The sequence below is a fragment of the Ornithinibacillus halotolerans genome (genome assembly GCF_014637405.1).
In the GTDB taxonomy this organism is placed as follows: domain Bacteria; phylum Bacillota; class Bacilli; order Bacillales; family Amphibacillaceae; genus Ornithinibacillus; species Ornithinibacillus halotolerans.
The window spans coordinates 1-15,310 of sequence record NZ_BMEY01000028.1 but is presented as its reverse complement, the minus strand read 5'-3'; the positions used below and the strand labels follow the sequence as shown (position 1 = coordinate 15,310).

14 protein-coding genes are annotated in these 15,310 nt (G+C 36.9%); 7 read left to right on the top strand and 7 right to left on the bottom strand.

Annotated features, from left to right (window positions below; genetic code table 11):
* Nucleotides 1–16: 16 nt before the first annotated feature.
* Genes IEV35_RS18510 through IEV35_RS18495 form a run of 4 tightly spaced genes read right to left on the bottom strand, consistent with a single transcriptional unit; the run spans nucleotide 17 to nucleotide 3,324 of the window.
* Nucleotides 17–1,039, bottom strand: a complete 1,023-nt coding sequence (locus tag IEV35_RS18510; protein ID WP_229740806.1) for a TRAP transporter substrate-binding protein — start codon at nucleotides 1,037–1,039, stop codon at nucleotides 17–19.
* Between the two features lie 31 nt (nucleotides 1,040–1,070).
* Nucleotides 1,071–1,712: a bifunctional 4-hydroxy-2-oxoglutarate aldolase/2-dehydro-3-deoxy-phosphogluconate aldolase gene (locus IEV35_RS18505; protein WP_188386141.1), complete on the bottom strand. Its 642-nt coding sequence runs from the start codon at nucleotides 1,710–1,712 to the stop codon at nucleotides 1,071–1,073.
* Between the two features lie 18 nt (nucleotides 1,713–1,730).
* Nucleotides 1,731–2,285 carry a 6-phospho-3-hexuloisomerase gene (hxlB, locus tag IEV35_RS18500; protein WP_188386140.1) on the bottom strand — a complete coding sequence of 185 codons (555 nt, stop codon included), beginning with the start codon at nucleotides 2,283–2,285 and terminating at the stop codon, nucleotides 1,731–1,733.
* A complete protein-coding gene (locus tag IEV35_RS18495; RefSeq protein ID WP_188386139.1) occupies nucleotides 2,269–3,324 on the bottom strand; it encodes a LacI family DNA-binding transcriptional regulator in 1,056 nt (351 codons plus the stop codon). Before IEV35_RS18495 ends, hxlB begins: the two co-directional genes overlap by 17 nt.
* A 260-nt stretch (nucleotides 3,325–3,584) precedes the next feature.
* Here IEV35_RS18495 and IEV35_RS18490 point away from each other — a divergent pair, with 260 nt between their 5' ends.
* The 4 genes from IEV35_RS18490 (at nucleotide 3,585) to IEV35_RS18475 (ending at nucleotide 8,068) form a co-directional block, all read left to right on the top strand.
* The gene (locus tag IEV35_RS18490; RefSeq protein WP_188386138.1) at nucleotides 3,585–4,280 is read left to right on the top strand and encodes a response regulator transcription factor; all 696 of its coding nucleotides are present in this window, start codon (nucleotides 3,585–3,587) and stop codon (nucleotides 4,278–4,280) included.
* Nucleotides 4,277–5,281 (top strand): sensor histidine kinase, encoded by a 1,005-nt coding sequence (locus IEV35_RS18485; protein ID WP_188386137.1) that lies wholly within the window; start codon nucleotides 4,277–4,279, stop codon nucleotides 5,279–5,281. Before IEV35_RS18490 ends, IEV35_RS18485 begins: the two co-directional genes overlap by 4 nt.
* Before the next feature lie 95 nt (nucleotides 5,282–5,376).
* Nucleotides 5,377–6,138 (top strand): ABC transporter ATP-binding protein, encoded by a 762-nt coding sequence (locus tag IEV35_RS18480; RefSeq protein ID WP_188386136.1) that lies wholly within the window; start codon nucleotides 5,377–5,379, stop codon nucleotides 6,136–6,138.
* Entirely contained in the window at nucleotides 6,128–8,068 is a 1,941-nt protein-coding gene (locus IEV35_RS18475) for an FtsX-like permease family protein (protein ID WP_188386135.1), read from the top strand. The genes IEV35_RS18480 and IEV35_RS18475 overlap by 11 nt, the downstream gene beginning before the upstream one ends.
* A gap of 149 nt (nucleotides 8,069–8,217) precedes the next feature.
* On the opposite strand, the gene IEV35_RS18470 is transcribed toward IEV35_RS18475, so the two are convergent.
* From IEV35_RS18470 to IEV35_RS18460, 3 genes are all read right to left on the bottom strand, one after another.
* Nucleotides 8,218–8,703, bottom strand: coding sequence for a tetratricopeptide repeat protein (locus IEV35_RS18470; protein WP_188386171.1), 486 nt, complete (start codon nucleotides 8,701–8,703; stop codon nucleotides 8,218–8,220).
* A gap of 93 nt (nucleotides 8,704–8,796) precedes the next feature.
* Nucleotides 8,797–9,174, bottom strand: a complete 378-nt coding sequence (locus IEV35_RS18465; protein ID WP_229740805.1) for a GNAT family N-acetyltransferase — start codon at nucleotides 9,172–9,174, stop codon at nucleotides 8,797–8,799.
* Between the two features lie 454 nt (nucleotides 9,175–9,628).
* Nucleotides 9,629–9,823, bottom strand: a complete 195-nt coding sequence (locus tag IEV35_RS18460; protein WP_188386134.1) for a DUF6980 family protein — start codon at nucleotides 9,821–9,823, stop codon at nucleotides 9,629–9,631.
* 729 nt (nucleotides 9,824–10,552) lie between these two features.
* Between IEV35_RS18460 and IEV35_RS18450 the strand changes: the two genes are divergently transcribed.
* The 3 genes from IEV35_RS18450 (at nucleotide 10,553) to IEV35_RS18440 (ending at nucleotide 14,992) form a co-directional block, all read left to right on the top strand.
* The gene (locus tag IEV35_RS18450; protein ID WP_188386133.1) at nucleotides 10,553–11,617 is read left to right on the top strand and encodes a mandelate racemase/muconate lactonizing enzyme family protein; all 1,065 of its coding nucleotides are present in this window, start codon (nucleotides 10,553–10,555) and stop codon (nucleotides 11,615–11,617) included.
* A 45-nt stretch (nucleotides 11,618–11,662) separates the two neighbouring features.
* The gene (locus tag IEV35_RS18445; RefSeq protein ID WP_188386132.1) at nucleotides 11,663–12,832 is read left to right on the top strand and encodes a DUF819 family protein; all 1,170 of its coding nucleotides are present in this window, start codon (nucleotides 11,663–11,665) and stop codon (nucleotides 12,830–12,832) included.
* A 63-nt stretch (nucleotides 12,833–12,895) separates the two neighbouring features.
* On the top strand, nucleotides 12,896–14,992 hold the full coding sequence (locus IEV35_RS18440) for a CocE/NonD family hydrolase (protein ID WP_188386131.1): 2,097 nt from the start codon (nucleotides 12,896–12,898) through the stop codon (nucleotides 14,990–14,992).
* Nucleotides 14,993–15,310 lie beyond the last annotated feature (318 nt).

Here is a 15,310-nt window from a genome sequence, read left to right as displayed (position 1 = left end):
AAATAATCATTTATGATTATTCTGTTTCTCTAATTTGTTTTAATAGTTCTTCTGCGCCAATGTCTTTAGCAGCTTGATCTTGTAATGGTTTTGCTAACTCGATAAATGGAGTACGATCAATTTCATTAACCTCTGCACCTTCATCGATAGCTTTTTGTTTATACTCTTCTTCTTGTTTATAAACTGCTTCTCTCTCTGCTTCAACAGATGCTTCTGCTGCTGCAAGAATCGCATTTTGTTGTTCTTCAGTTAAAGAATCAAATTTTTTCCCATTTACAAGTAAGAATCTAGTTGTATAGTCATGGCCAGTTTCTGTGATAAATTTACCATTATTTGTTGTATGGTGGTTCTGTTGTACAAAGTATGGGTATGCATTTTCTGCTGATTTTACAACGTCTTGTTGTAGCGCTTGATATAATTCACCCCATGCCACGTCTGTTGGAACAGCACCAGCTTGTTTCCAATAATCAGCAACAATACCAGATGTTTGTGTTCTAATTGTCATACCCTTTAAGTCATCCATCGAGTTAAGTGGCTTACTTCCATAATAGTGACGAACACCTGCAGACCAGTAACCAACTAGTTTGAAATCATTGTTCGATTTTTCATTAATTAATTCCGCCATCTTTTGACCAACTTCACCATCTACAACTGTTTCCCAGTGATCATAGCTTTCAAATAAATACGGTAATGCGAATAAGTCTACTTCTTTAATTCCTGTTGATGTCATGAAACCAGGTGATACAAGGACAACATCCGCTGCACCAAGTTTAAGTTTTTCTACTAATTCGGATTCTTCCGTACCAATTGTACCTGCATGAACTTCTACTTCAATTTTTCCATCTGATTCCGCTTCAGCAACTTCTTTAAATTCTAATAAACCAGCTTGGTATGGATTTTCTTGGTCTGTTTGGTTATGTGCTGCGATAATTTTGATTTTGCCATCTTCACTATTTGAGCTATCATCACCACATGCAGCTAATACTAGCGAAACAAATAAAATTAAACTAAATGCTAAAAACTTCATCTTCTTTGTCATTATGTTTTACCCCCAAATTTTGTGTAAATAATTATCCTTGCTTGATCTTATTAAACTCGTCTATATATTGTCTTGCTGTATTCGTCAATTGTTGATAATCTTCTTCTGTTTGTAATTTACTTACATTTACTAGATTACTACCGATACCGACGGCCATCCCCCCTTTTGTAAAGTAATCATTCATGTTTTCCAATGTGATCCCACCTGTAACCATGAGTGGAATGTGAGGTAGTGGACCATGGACACTCTTAATGTAGTCCGGCCCAAACACATTAGCTGGGAAAACTTTGACCATCTGAGCACCGTTTTCATACGCCGTTAAAATTTCCGTCGGTGTTAACGCACCAGAAATATTTAATACCCCGTAACGATTCGTTAACCGTAATGTGTCGACATTAACCGTTGGCGAGACAATGAACTTAGCTCCAGCAATAATCGTTGCTCGTGCTGTTTCCGGATCTAACACCGTACCAACACCGATTAATACATCATCATCAAATGCAGCAACCGCTTTCTCTACTAGATTCGTTACTCTTGGTGTTTCTGCTGTAATTTCAACCGCCTTCACCCCACCTCGAGATAATGCCTCGATAATTGGAACGATATTACTTTCATCCGCTTTCCGAATCACGGCTACAATTGGATTTTCTTTTAATTTCTCTAACACATTCATCTGCAATCCTTCTTTCTGTTATTCCAAATTAGCATGTCTACCTTTTAGTTTTTCGTGGTCTTGATCCCCACTTTTTTCCATGTTATACACAATTAAAGCATCTAGTAATAAATGGGCAGACTGGTCAAATTGACTACCTAATGGCTGGATCGTTGTTGGTTCTTCTGGATTACGTTTCTTCGTAGCTGCTGGAATAGTGACGACACAATCACTCACTTTTCCAATTTTAGAATCCGCAGCCGTCGTCACTAAAGCAACCTTTGCTCCAGTTTCTTTTGCTTTGTTGGCAAAGTTTACTAGTGTTCCTGTATTTCCTGAACCGGAGATAAGTAAAAGAAGATCTCCAGACCCAATACTTGGTGTTGTCGTTTCGCCGACAATAAACACGTCGTACCCTTTATGCATTAATCGCATCCCGAATACTTTTCCAATTAAGCCAGAGCGGCCAGTTCCCGCGATGAATACTCGATTGGCCGTTGTTAGTTCATCATGTAATTGAACGACTTCTTCTTCTTTCACTCGTTCTAATACGGTAGAGATTTCTGTTGCAACCGCTTTAATTATTTCCTTCACTCGTAACAACTCCCTTTCCTTCGTTCCTAGTAGATTCTATTAAAGAAGAACGAACAATGAGTTCTGGTTCAAAACGAAATACTTCTTCACTTGATGTATTTTGTTTATTAATTTTTTCGAATAGTAGATAGGCTGCCTTTGTCCCCATTTCAAACGCAGGTTGGGCAATGGATGTAATTGCTGGATAATAGAGATTGGCAAAAGGCACATCATCAATTGCAACAATTCCCAAATCTTTCGGAATATGAATCTCTTTTTCTTTCGTATATTTTAGGACCTCATAGAGTGCCAAGTCATTCCCCGCGATAATGGCATTTGGCGGATCCGGTAATGCGAGTAACGTATCAAGCGCTTGTTGCATATTCTTCACTTCTGTACTCTGGATATATTCCGGATTGATAGTAAGTCCATTCGCTTTCATCGCTTCCTTATACCCAAGTATTCGCTCCCGTCTTGGGGTGATAAGCTCTGGATTTTCCGGCAAAATTAAGCCAATTTTTTCATAACCATTTCTAGTAAATTCGTTAACTGCCATTGTTGACGCTTTCATATTATCTAGTAAAATAGCACTTACCTCTAGTCCAGGTACATACCGGTCAACAAAGACAATCGGATAATTCTCTTTTAGCATTTGATTATACGTTTCGACATTATCACCAGTTGGAAAAATGATGATCCCGTCTACTTGTTTTGCCCGAAGCATATCCATATATTTCTTTTCTTTTTCCGCATCATCATCTGCGTTACAAACAATGACATGAAAATCATGTTGATTACAAAAGTCCTCGATCGCACGAATAACTTGCGTTGAAAATACATGAAGTATGTTTGCAGTAATGACACCGATTGTTGTCGTCGACTTTTGCTTTAAACTTCTCGCCAAGAAATTCGGCTGATACCCTAATTCTTCAATGGCTTGTTCAATCTTTTTCTTCGTTTTTTCAGCCATGTAATCATACCGCTTATTTAAGTACTGAGAAACCGTACTTTTAGAAACCCCCGCATGTTTTGCAACATCAGTAATAGTTACCGTTTTCATTTCTCTGCTCCCATGAAACTTATTCATCTATCTCTTGTTCATCTTTCTCTACTAAACCGATTTACTAAACCGATTTAGTAATAGTATAAATCATATGTAAACGCTTTACAATAGTTATTTAATTATTTTTTTGAAAGGTTTTAAAATTGCAGATTTCTGAGGTGTTGTCTTACGATACATGTTGCCTGTCCCCTTAAAGTGACAGGCACTCTTTTCTAATATAAAATAAGATTAATAGACTAATAGAAACGGTGATTGGATTGTTTAAAATCTTACTCATAGAAGATGATTTAAGTTTATATAACGAAATACAAGAACGGTTGGCACAATGGTCATATGATGTGTATGGTATTAATGATTTTAGTAGGGTCATGAAAGAATTCACGGAGGTAAACCCTGACTTAGTAATCATCGATATTCAATTACCAAAGTTCGATGGTTTTCATTGGTGTAGAAAAATACGAAGTCATTCAAAAGTGCCAATCATATTTTTATCCTCCCGGGATCATCCAACCGATATGGTGATGGCGATGCAACTTGGTGCAGATGACTTCGTACAAAAGCCATTTCATTTTGAAGTCCTCATTGCCAAAGTCCAAGCTGTATTAAGACGTGTATATAACTACAGTATGGAACAACAAGTAATGATAAAGGTTTGGAATAATGCAACGGTTGACTATGTCAAAGGAACGGTACAACATCGTTCAGGTACGATTGAATTAACAAAAAACGAAATACATATTTTAAAAGTCTTACTCGAACACACGAACCAAATCGTTAGTCGTGAGGAGCTTATTAAACGATTATGGGATGATGAGCGGTTTGTTAGTGATAATACATTAACAGTAAATGTTAACCGGTTGCGTAAGCGATTAGAGGAAATTGGGTTAGGAAAATATATTGAAACAAAGGTTGGGCAAGGTTATATGGCTATAGAAGAGGATATAAATGAATGATTAAAGATTTTATCGTCGAGCGATTGACTTGGATTCTATTTATTGGCATGCTTTTGGGGTTATTTCTTCTAGTAGGATATTTAGATCCTTCCCTACATTTTAATTCTATCTTATATGTAGTCTTCTTATCGCTAATATTATTTCTGTTGTTTTTATTCATACAATACCGTAGAGAAAGCTCTTACTATCGACGTTTAAAAGATTGGGATCCTCAAGTTGATATGGAAATAATACAAGATGGAAATACTCCATTTGAAAGAATCGTAGAACATGCTATCAAACAACAAGTTAATTTTTCTAAGCATGAAATAAGTCGCCATATTATCCATATTGAGCAAGAAAAAGATGAATTACTGGCTTGGATCCATGAAGTAAAAACCCCTCTTACCACTATAAAATTAATGCTTGAAAAAGTAGAAGACCAAAAATTAAAAGAACAATTAATGTTTGAGTGGCTACGAATACATTTATTACTGGATCAGCAATTACATCATCGCCGCCTCCCTTCCATGGAAAACGATCTTTATATCGAGCAAATTGATATAGAAAGAATTATTACGCAAGAAATTCAAGGACTAAAATCTTGGTGTTTTCAAAAAGGGATTGGGTTTGACTTATCCTTGGACAAACAGATGGTTCTCTCGGATTCAAAATGGCTGCCTTTTATCATTAGGCAGATTTTGACGAATGCAGTGAAATATAGTGAACAATCCGATGTCGAGATTACTAGTTTTTCTAAGAATGGTCATGTCGTGTTAACCATTAGAGATTATGGTCGTGGAATAGCAGTGAAGGATTTACCACGTATTTTCGAGAAAGGATTTACGTCGACCACTGATCATAAGGACCATCAGGCAACCGGGATGGGGCTATTTCTAACAAAGAAAGTTTCTCAAGCTTTGAAGATAAAGATTACGATTGATTCTAGTTATGGTAAGGGGACAACTGTTTCCTTAATTTTCCCTAGGAAGAATGATTTCCTAGAAATATCAAGCATGTGACAATATTGTCACATGCTTCCTTATTTTGTTCGGGTATTCGAAGGAAAAAATATCGAACGCCGTTTATTCTAAAGATAGAAAGGGGTTTGAAGTAGATGCGGATATTAGAGGCAAATAAAATAGTAAAGAGTTATGGAAATAAGTGGAATCGGCAAGAGGTGTTAAAAGGGATTGACTTGGAGGTAGTGAAGGGTGAATTTGTAGGAATCATGGGTCCTTCTGGTTCAGGTAAAACGACATTACTCAATGTTCTTTCTTCCATAGACCGTGTTACCCAAGGCTCCATTCGAGTGGAGGGAAAAGAGTTTACTTCGATGAAAGATAAACAATTAGCCGAATTTAGAAAACGTCACTTAGGATTTATCTTTCAAGAGTATCATCTACTAGATACACTAACGGTGAAAGAAAATATAATGCTCCCACTAACGGTAAATAAAATTCCGAAAAAAGAAGCACAATTGATGTTTGAACGGGTCGTAAAGGAATTAGGAATTATGGATGTACAGGATAAATATCCAAATGAAATTTCTGGGGGGCAGAAACAACGAGCATCCGCAGCGCGTGCATTCGTCCATGAGCCTAGTATTATTTTTGCCGACGAGCCTACAGGTGCACTGGATTCCAAATCAGCAGCAGATTTGCTTAAGAAATTAAGTGACTTAAATGAAAAGCTGGCTGCTACGATTGTGATGGTAACACATGATCCTTCAGCTGCGAGCTACTGTAGTCGTGTCATCTTTATTAAGGATGGACAGATTTTCACAAAGTTAAATCGAGGAGAGGATTCAAGGCAGGCGTTCTTCCAGGACATCATCAAAACACAAGGTGTGTTAGGTGGGGTGCAGCATGAGCTTTAAGTCTCTCATTTTTAGGAGTTTGCTTAAGAATCTTAAAAATTATTATTTGTATGTCTTTGCCCTTGTGTTTAGTGTTGCACTGTATTTTGCTTTTGTTACACTTCAGTATGATCCTGCAATGGACGTGGCATCAGGTACCATTAAAGGGGAAGCGGGAATAAAAGCAGGTTCGGTTTTGTTAGTTACTATTGTCGCTATTTTTCTTATTTACGCGAATAACCTTTTTATTAAACGAAGAGGAAAGGAAATTGGATTATATCAATTAGTTGGTATTTCAAAAGCCCGTATTTTTCGGATTATTAGTGTAGAGAATTTTATTCTTTATTTTGGTTCGATGATTGTAGGGATATTTCTCGGATTTTCCTCCTCTAAATTGATTATGATGATTTTATTGAAAATCATCGGGATAGATGAAGTAGCAGCGTTAACGTTTTCTATGGAAGCATTGATTCAAACAGTTGTTATTTTTGCCGCTATCTATTTCATTATTGCAGCTATTAACTATGTTTTTATTAAACGACAACGGATTCTTTCTCTGTTCCATGCTACATCAAAAACAGAAGAGAAGCGTTATAAGGTTTCCATATTGGAAATTATCATCGGTATTCTCGGGCTCGGCTTAATTATATTTGGTTATTATTTGTCATCACAAATGTTCAATGGCAAGTATATGTTTCATTTGTTTTTGGTCATGCTATTGATCCTCGGTTCCGTTATTGTAGGGACGTATTTCTTTTATAAAGGATCTGTTCGATTTCTTTTTTATCTCATTCGAAAAAAAGATAATGGCTATCTCTCCGTGAATAAGGTCTTATCCTTATCATCGATTATGTTTCGGATGCGGTCGAATTCGTTACTGTTAACCATTGTAACGACAGTTTCTGCTCTAGCTATTGGCTTGCTATCACTCATGTATATTTCTTATTATTCTGCAGAAAAGCAAGCGAAAGAGTTTATCGTGTATGATTTTTCTATCCCAGATAGAGCTCATGCTAAACAATTTACGGATACACTAGACGAAATGGGCATTTCCTATTCTGTTACGGAGATGGACATCTTCACCGCAGCCGTGAATGGAACAAATATTATCGAAACCGACATGGATGAGATGTTGGCACATGATGATTTGAATATCCCACTAACTTTTATACCAGACACGCAGGTCGAAGGGATAGATGTTTCAGAGGATGAAGCCGTATTAGCGAAAACTCATGCAACGATTCGAACAATGATGACCTTTCATACAGGGAATTTTACTGTATTGGGAACAACTGATTCCTATGACTTGGAATTAATAGATATTCATGATCACTATATTATCCCGTTACGTTTGACGAATAGCGGCTTTCCAGCTGTCATAGTTGATGAAGAAATGTTTCAACAAATAAAGAACGACCCCAATCCAGAAGTGCATAACCCATTTTCGGTATCGATTGGCGTAAATATAGTAGATAAAGCGGATATCGTGAAGTCAAATGAGATTTTCCATTCTACTGGTGTAAGTGAGTGGTCGGGACATGAGTCACAACTTGATCACTTTATCCATCAAAAACAGGATATGGGATTTGCAATGTTTGTTGTTGGCTTTCTAGGGTTAACATTTTTAATTACTTCCGGATGTATCCTTTACTTCAAACAAATGGATGAGGGAGAACAAGAAAAACCGAGTTATTCTATATTAAGAAAATTAGGCTATACGAAAACAGAATTACTTAATGGAATCAAGATTAAGCAACTATTTAACTTCGGAATACCACTCGTTGTCGGATTATGCCATAGTTACTTTGCCGTAAAATCAGGCTGGTTCTTCTTCGGCACCGAATTATGGACACCGATGATTATTGTCATGGTACTGTATACACTCTTGTATTCTATCTTTGGGATACTTTCTGTTATGTACTATAAGAAGCTAATCAAAGATGCCTTATAGTATGAGCGTGGGGACAGGTTTGTTGTCCCGGATAGCATTAACTAATCGTGAAATTTCTTAAATCACCAGCTTTAGCCACAAAAACGCAGAGGTTTCATCATCCTCTGCGTTTTTAATTTTTTATACTATACTCTTCCATTAAAATACCACTACTTCCAAACTTCATCTAATTTATCCGAATAGAAATCAATTGCTTTTTGATAACTTATAATTTCAGGGTCTTTTGTTGTTTCTATTAAGCATTTTAGTAGCAACTCCATTGCTTTACTATGTTCGTGCAAATTATATAAGGTCATCGCATAGAACGTTTGAATTGCTTTATTATTGGGGAATAATTCGATTCCTTTTAATAAAGTACTTTTTGATTTTTCATATTCGCCTAATGTTCTATATGTACTACCTAATCCCAATAAGGCACCTTCCAGTTCCATTGAAGGCAACCCTAACCTGATTGCTTTTTCATAAAAAGGGACTGCTTTCGCTTCTTCTCCTAATAAGTCAAAACTCCAAGCACACTGATAGTTAATCGATGCATGATCAGGAAACTCCTGTACCAATTTTAAAAGTAGCTCGTTAGATTCTTTGTAATTTCCATTCTTCCGTAAATCAATTGCATTACCTAACTCTTTTTCCATCACTTTCATCTCCAATGATAATTCTGGTTCTTTCATAAAGTCGATCTCTTGTTGTATCTCATACTGTACGATGCACTATTCAAATTGTTAGCTTTATAATCCGAGTCTGGCACCTACTTCTGCATACTCTATATCTTTTCTTTCTGCATTCCAATTACCCCCTGTTTGTCCATCCCATATTGCTCCTGTTTCAACGAATCCGACAGACGCAAACAACTTCCGGACGGCATCGTTTACCATCCAATATGAAGTAGAAACTGCATCAGCTTTTCCTTGTGGAAACGACTTTATATAATCAATAACTTTCATCATTGCTTGTTTGCCAAATCCTTTGCCTTGATGCTTTTTATCAATCATAAAACGATTAAGTCCATAAGTAGATTTATCTCCATATTTTTCACTTAAAATTGAACTTTCCGCCAGTTCGTAAAATCCAATATCGACATATCCTATGACTTCATCATTTTGCATATAGCAAAGATCATAGGAGGTTTTTCGTCGTTGAGTATCTTTACATAGGCTTTAGCCAAACAATATATGCTGGAATCCACATTTCCTTTCTGCTCGTCTGTTATGCTTAACTCCAACACTACCTCAAAATTATCGGGGTAATTTTTCTTAATTCAATCATTTTTCTTCCCTACCTTCGAAATATAAATAACTTGGCTGAAAGAGTAAAGTATTTATTTGCTTCTTGGCTTCACCAGAAGGAGATGCACTACTCTTCCATTGATCTTTATGCCCTTTAAGCCAAACTATCTTACCTTAGTATCAACTTATGTGACCTTAATGCCAAACTATCTTACCTTACCATCGATCTATGTGCCCTTTAAGTCAAACTATCTTACCTTTCACTAAGCTGCTCCGCTAATTGAATAAGGGTGCAATACTATTGTCGTAAAGCACCCGTTCGTTGAACAACATATTATAATCTCGAACCACACCACGGACAAAAATCAATTCCTATACTTGAAGAACCTCCATCATGAATGATTAATCCGTAGTCATTATCTTTTTCATCAAAAATAATTATTTTATCAGGACATTCAAATGAGTTTTCATGTATATCACACTTTAAATTTGCATGATAGTTCATATCCTCACAGCAATGTTTTTTCATACTTCACTTCTCCTTATATTAGTAAAGCCCCCGTTAGCTTAATCTGAAAGTGAATAAATTCTATCTGTATCACTGTCAATAACAAATTCAACTTCAACATCAACGTCATAAGGTAATTGTTCAAAGTTATGTAGTCTACAAAATACATTAGGAAGGTCTTTTATATCATAGGTTAACTTTTTTGTTTGTAAATATTTTTCTTTAGTTGTTGTTTAGAACATTTTTCACCTGTAAGTAAAGCTTGATGATAATACCCGTCAATTTCAATAATCATAATATCACGACTGGTCGCTTATCAGTCTTATAGCTTAGATTTTTATTAAAGCACTCGTTAACTTGTATATCCACTTACATCGTAGTAAGCATCCTTTGTAATGACCAATTCATTCAATTCGTCTTCATTTTCAAAAAATAATATTTGGGCATTAGGGTCCATCTTCTCCCATCTTCCTTAATAAGTTACACTGACCGTTTATAAAACAAATATATAAATATATCAAATTATTTACAAAAATGAATAAAAAGGGTTGAAATTATTTCTTATGAGCGTATAATTACAGTTAATTTAATTTTTGAGAATTTTATCGAATAGTTTTACTATTTTAAAAAAAGGAGGACAATTAACAACAAGGAAAGCAGAAGGACACCTTTAGTCATCTTTTACAAAGATAAAACTGAACCGTCCTACTATTTGATTAAAAATGGAAAATCAAGAAAGGTTGGTACAGCATGAAAATTACAAATATCAAAGTTGAAAAATTAAAATTAGAACTATTCAAGCCATTTACTGTTGCTCTCGGAACCATTGAAAATGTGGAAACCTTACTTGTCAAAGTAGAAACTGATGAGGGAATTTATGGAATTGGTGAGGGAGCTCCTTTTGAATATGTAACAGGAGAAACGTTAGAAACAGCTATTTCTACTGCACAACTGCTTGGAAATCGAATCATCGGTCAGAATCCATTAAACATAGAAGTTATTCACGAGTTGATGGACAGGACGATTGTTGGGAACACTGCAGCAAAGGCAGCACTAGATATTGCCTTATTTGATTTAAAAGGGAAATACATGAATGCCCCACTCTATCAGGTGTTAGGTGGCTACAGTAATTCTTTCCAAACAGATGTGACGATTGGCATTAATACACCGGAAACGATGGCGAACGAGGCGAAAGAACGAGTTGCTCAAGGCTTCTCAATTTTAAAAATTAAAGCTGGTCTTAACCCCGAACAAGATATCGAGGCGGTAGCGCGTATTCGTGAAGCAGTTGGCCCATCAATACGTTTACGAATGGATGCCAATCAAGGGTGGACAGTAGCAGATGCAGTAAAAGTAATCAATACTGTGGAAAGATACCAAGTGGAGGCTGTTGAACAACCATTACCTTTTTGGGATATCGATGGCATGGCATATGTGAGACAAAAAGTAAGCCTTCCTGTGATGGCAGATGAATCAGTCCATTCGCCAGTAGATGCTTTCCAAGTGGCCAAGAAACAAGCTGCTGATGTCATTAATATTAAACTGATGAAATCAGGTGGCCTCTATAAGGCAATGAGTATTAATAACATTGCAGAAGCAGCTGGTATTCAATGTATGGTAGGCTGCATGCTAGAAAGCAAGATTGCTATTACAGCAGGTGCTAGTTTAGTAGCCGCTAAGAAAAATATTACCGAAGCAGATATGGATAGTTTTTTATATGTCAAAGATATCGGAATTAATGGTGGATTACAATTAAATAACGGGAAGATTATCCTTCCAGACACACCTGGACTAGGCATCGATTTAAATCTTTAATATATTATATTCTACATTGCTTACACATAAAAGGAGAGAGAGAACATGGATGCATTATTCACAAGTACAGAAAGTCTACTAGCCATTATGGCCATCACTGTAGCATTAGGATTTTATCTACAACGATTTAAAGGATTAAAAATGTTTGGTCCAGCACTTATCGTTATTATTATTAGTATTATTTTAGCCAATACGAGAATAGTACCATTCAGCGCAGAAGTATATGGTGTCGTGGCAACCTATGCCGTTCCACTATCCATCGCTCTAATGTTATTAAGTGTTGATATTAAAGCAATGCTTAAATTATCGAAGAAACCGATTTTCGCTATGTTGATTGCTGCAACTAGTGTAGCTTTTGTAACATTTATTGCAGGTTTAATCTTTGCTCCAATGATTGATGAAGGCTGGAAGATTGCTGGAATGTTTGTTGGTACATACACAGGTGGTAGCTCCAACTTAACTGCTATCGGTTATGGATTGAACGCATCTCCAACTACTTTTGCTGCTGCAAATGCTGCTGACTATGTGATTGGGATCCCGACATTAATCCTAATGTTCGCCTTCCCGGCAATTGCCGCAAAATCGAAATGGTTCCAAAAAGTATGGCCATACTCTCTACAAGCAAATGCACTAGAGGGCGGCGCTGAAGAATCGGAAGATGGATTTTTAGAAGAGAAAAAATGGAGCATCCAACATATTGCATGGAGCTTCGGAATTGCTTTCGTTATCGTAGCACTTTCAACTTCTCTTGCTGGACTATTCCCAGATTCATTCCAAAGCGCTGCGAAGATTCTATTTGTTACAACGATTGCAGTAGCTGTCGCACAGCTTGGACCAGTGAAGAAACTTAAAGGAAATATGGATCTAGGACTTTTCGTAGCCCTATTCTTCCTAACCATTATCGGTTATATGGTAAATATCCAAGATTTCCTAAGTTCTACTTTAGTCATTGCTCTATTCTGTTTTGTTGTTATTGTACTTACTTTATTATTACATGCAATCGTTTGTCGTATATTTAAAATCGATTATCAATATGTAATTATCTCTATCGTTGCATCGATTGCAGACGGCGCAACTTCTGCTCTAGTAGCCGCTTCTGCTGGCTGGAAATCACTAGTAAGTATTGCTGTTGTCATTGGTGTTATCGGTTCCGTGCTAGGTAACTACTTAGGTATTGGAACAGCTTACTTAATTAAAGCGCTCATAGGAGCATAAGAATACACGAACTGCTCCGCTAACTCGTTTGGCGGGGCAATCCGTAATTAGAGGAGAATTTTTATGGAGAATTTCAAACTATATCGGTCTGGTATACACGATGCAACAATACGCTTGCATGGAAGTGACGTTGAATTCAAAGAACGAAACGTCATGACTAATCAATGGCAAGAACCTGTCCGTTTAAATGAAGATAAAGCTACGGAACTTGAAAACTACTATCATATTAACCTACTAACTATCGCAAAGCACTTGGATGAATTTAGGCAACTTTTTCAACAGGATACCAAAGAAGTCCTAACTTCTTGGGGAGCTACCTATCAAAAACACGATGAAAACACATGGGTTGAAAGGCAAAAAAAATACCCACTTGATGTAGTAACGGTTAATAACGAGCCTGTAGCATTCATTAGTATATCAAGAGAAAATTGTAGTGTTTTCGTGAAAGAGGGTTTTGAAGAGTATACACCAGTAAAACTTTGGAACCAAAACAACATTTCGAAGGCAGGCTTCGGAATACATCTTCATGAGACCGTTATGGTAGAAATGAGAGATACGATCAAACTAGCGACAGATGTTTGGCTTCCAAAAGGAGTAGACGGTCCAGTACCAGTAATTTTAGTAAGAACACCTTATGGAAAATCAATGTATTCCCGTTCCTATACGAATTTTATCCAACGTGGATATGGTGTTGTCATTCAAGATACGCGTGGAAGAGAGGATTCCGAGGGCGATTGGATTCCTATGGCTTCCGAAATTGAGGATGGAGATGACACATTAGACTGGATTGCCGACCAACCTTGGTGCGATGGAAACATTGGAATGATTGGTGCTTCCTATGGTGGGTATGTTCAATGGGCAGCTGCAGCAAGTGGCAACCCACATCTGAAGGCAATGGTTAGTATCGTAACAGCAGGAAGTCCGTTTATTGATATTCCTAGAAAAGGCGGTACCCTTGTTTCCGGTGCATTAGCCTGGGCATTTGCGATGGTTGAAAAAGAATTTAAGCCAGAAAATATGGTCCGTAATGACTGGGATGAGGTTGTTAAAATCCGCCCATTAAAAGATATCCCTAAACGTGCATTAGGAAAAGATGTTGCGTTTTGGGATGATTGGATGTCTCACCCAACCAATGATGAATTTTGGCTTCAGTCTGATTGGTATCAATATAAAGACAAAATAAAAGCTCCCGCCATGATTGTATCCGGATGGTATGATGATAATGGAATGGGGACAACTGAAGCATTAGAAGTGGTTGAAAATTATCCAAGCGAAAATAAGAAAATTATCCTTGGCCCATGGATGCATAACGGGAACACAACTAGGGACATTCAAGGTATTGCACTAGGTAATAATGCCATTCGTTATGACATGGATCTCCATTACCAATTATGGTTTGACCGAAAACTAAAAGGAATTGAGAACAACATCGATGCAAGTCCAGTCGTGGAATACTATGTTAATGGAGATAATGCTTGGACAACCGCAAACCAATGGCCACCTGAAAAGGTTGCTTGGAAAGAAATATACGTAAGTGGTAATGGAAATGCAGTCTCATCTGATGAAGATGGTAAGCTATCGTTTAAAGAAAGTACACAGGATGGATATGATGAATTCATTTATGATCCAGAAAACCCAGCACCACATTTAATCGACCTTTCCGAAAACGAAATTGGTGTTCCAGCCAATTATAAAGACGTTGAAAAGCGATCGGATGTGCTCGTCTACACATCCGATCCACTGGATGAACCGTTAACAATTGCTGGTGATATCTATGTGAATTTTTTTGCATCAAGTTCCGCGAGAGATACCGATTGGGTCGTTCGTTTAACAGATGTAGACGCAGCTGGTAACTCTATCAAGCTAGCAGACGGTGTAATACGTGCTCGATTCCGTAACGGTTATGATAAAGAAGTCCTATTAGAACCAGGAAAAGTTGAAGAGTATATGATACGTACATCTAAAATTGCAAATACGTTCCAAAAAGGACATCGTATTCGTCTTACCATCACATCTAGTGCGGATAGTTTTGTCTTTCCGAACAGTAACACTGGCGAAAATCCAGCAACTGACATAGATAATATAAAAGCCACACAACGAATTTATCACGGAAAACAGTATAAAACTTATGTGAAGTTACCTGTTGTACAAAAAAGTTAGAAGCAGNGGAAAGAAGGCACAATAAGCAGGATAATCAGCTTATTGTGCCTTCTTATAATTATATTTATCTACTAACGCAAAATTTTTGATTGCCATAGAAGAATGAAGTCGCGGGGCAGGTGTGTCTCCCTTGGGGATTCAATCTTCTTTTTCCTTTTTAAATTATATTTTCACCATGACTATCTTCAATTGAACACATTTTTATTAGTAGAATCTGTAATTTTAGATATAGGTTCCCCCTCCCCAATGAAGAGGCTTTTAAAAAATTATTAAATTCCCTTGAATCAAGATGAATCCTCTGCATCCATCTTAAGATGC

Bases quoted from the DNA above. Each gene is read 5' to 3' on its own strand.
- IEV35_RS18510 (WP_229740806.1), bottom strand. From the start codon at position 1,039: ATGACAAAGAAGATGAAGTTTTTAGCATTTAGTTTAATTTTATTTGTT.
- IEV35_RS18505 (WP_188386141.1), bottom strand. From the start codon at position 1,712: ATGAATGTGTTAGAGAAATTAAAAGAAAATCCAATTGTAGCCGTGATT.
- IEV35_RS18495 (WP_188386139.1), bottom strand. From the start codon at position 3,324: ATGAAAACGGTAACTATTACTGATGTTGCAAAACATGCGGGGGTTTCT.
- IEV35_RS18485 (WP_188386137.1), top strand. From the start codon at position 4,277: ATGATTAAAGATTTTATCGTCGAGCGATTGACTTGGATTCTATTTATT.
- IEV35_RS18480 (WP_188386136.1), top strand. From the start codon at position 5,377: ATGCGGATATTAGAGGCAAATAAAATAGTAAAGAGTTATGGAAATAAG.
- IEV35_RS18475 (WP_188386135.1), top strand. From the start codon at position 6,128: ATGAGCTTTAAGTCTCTCATTTTTAGGAGTTTGCTTAAGAATCTTAAA.
- IEV35_RS18470 (WP_188386171.1), bottom strand. From the start codon at position 8,703: ATGGAAAAAGAGTTAGGTAATGCAATTGATTTACGGAAGAATGGAAAT.
- IEV35_RS18465 (WP_229740805.1), bottom strand. From the start codon at position 9,174: ATGCAAAATGATGAAGTCATAGGATATGTCGATATTGGATTTTACGAA.
- IEV35_RS18460 (WP_188386134.1), bottom strand. From the start codon at position 9,823: ATGAAAAAACATTGCTGTGAGGATATGAACTATCATGCAAATTTAAAG.
- IEV35_RS18450 (WP_188386133.1), top strand. From the start codon at position 10,553: ATGAAAATTACAAATATCAAAGTTGAAAAATTAAAATTAGAACTATTC.
- IEV35_RS18445 (WP_188386132.1), top strand. From the start codon at position 11,663: ATGGATGCATTATTCACAAGTACAGAAAGTCTACTAGCCATTATGGCC.
- IEV35_RS18440 (WP_188386131.1), top strand. From the start codon at position 12,896: ATGGAGAATTTCAAACTATATCGGTCTGGTATACACGATGCAACAATA.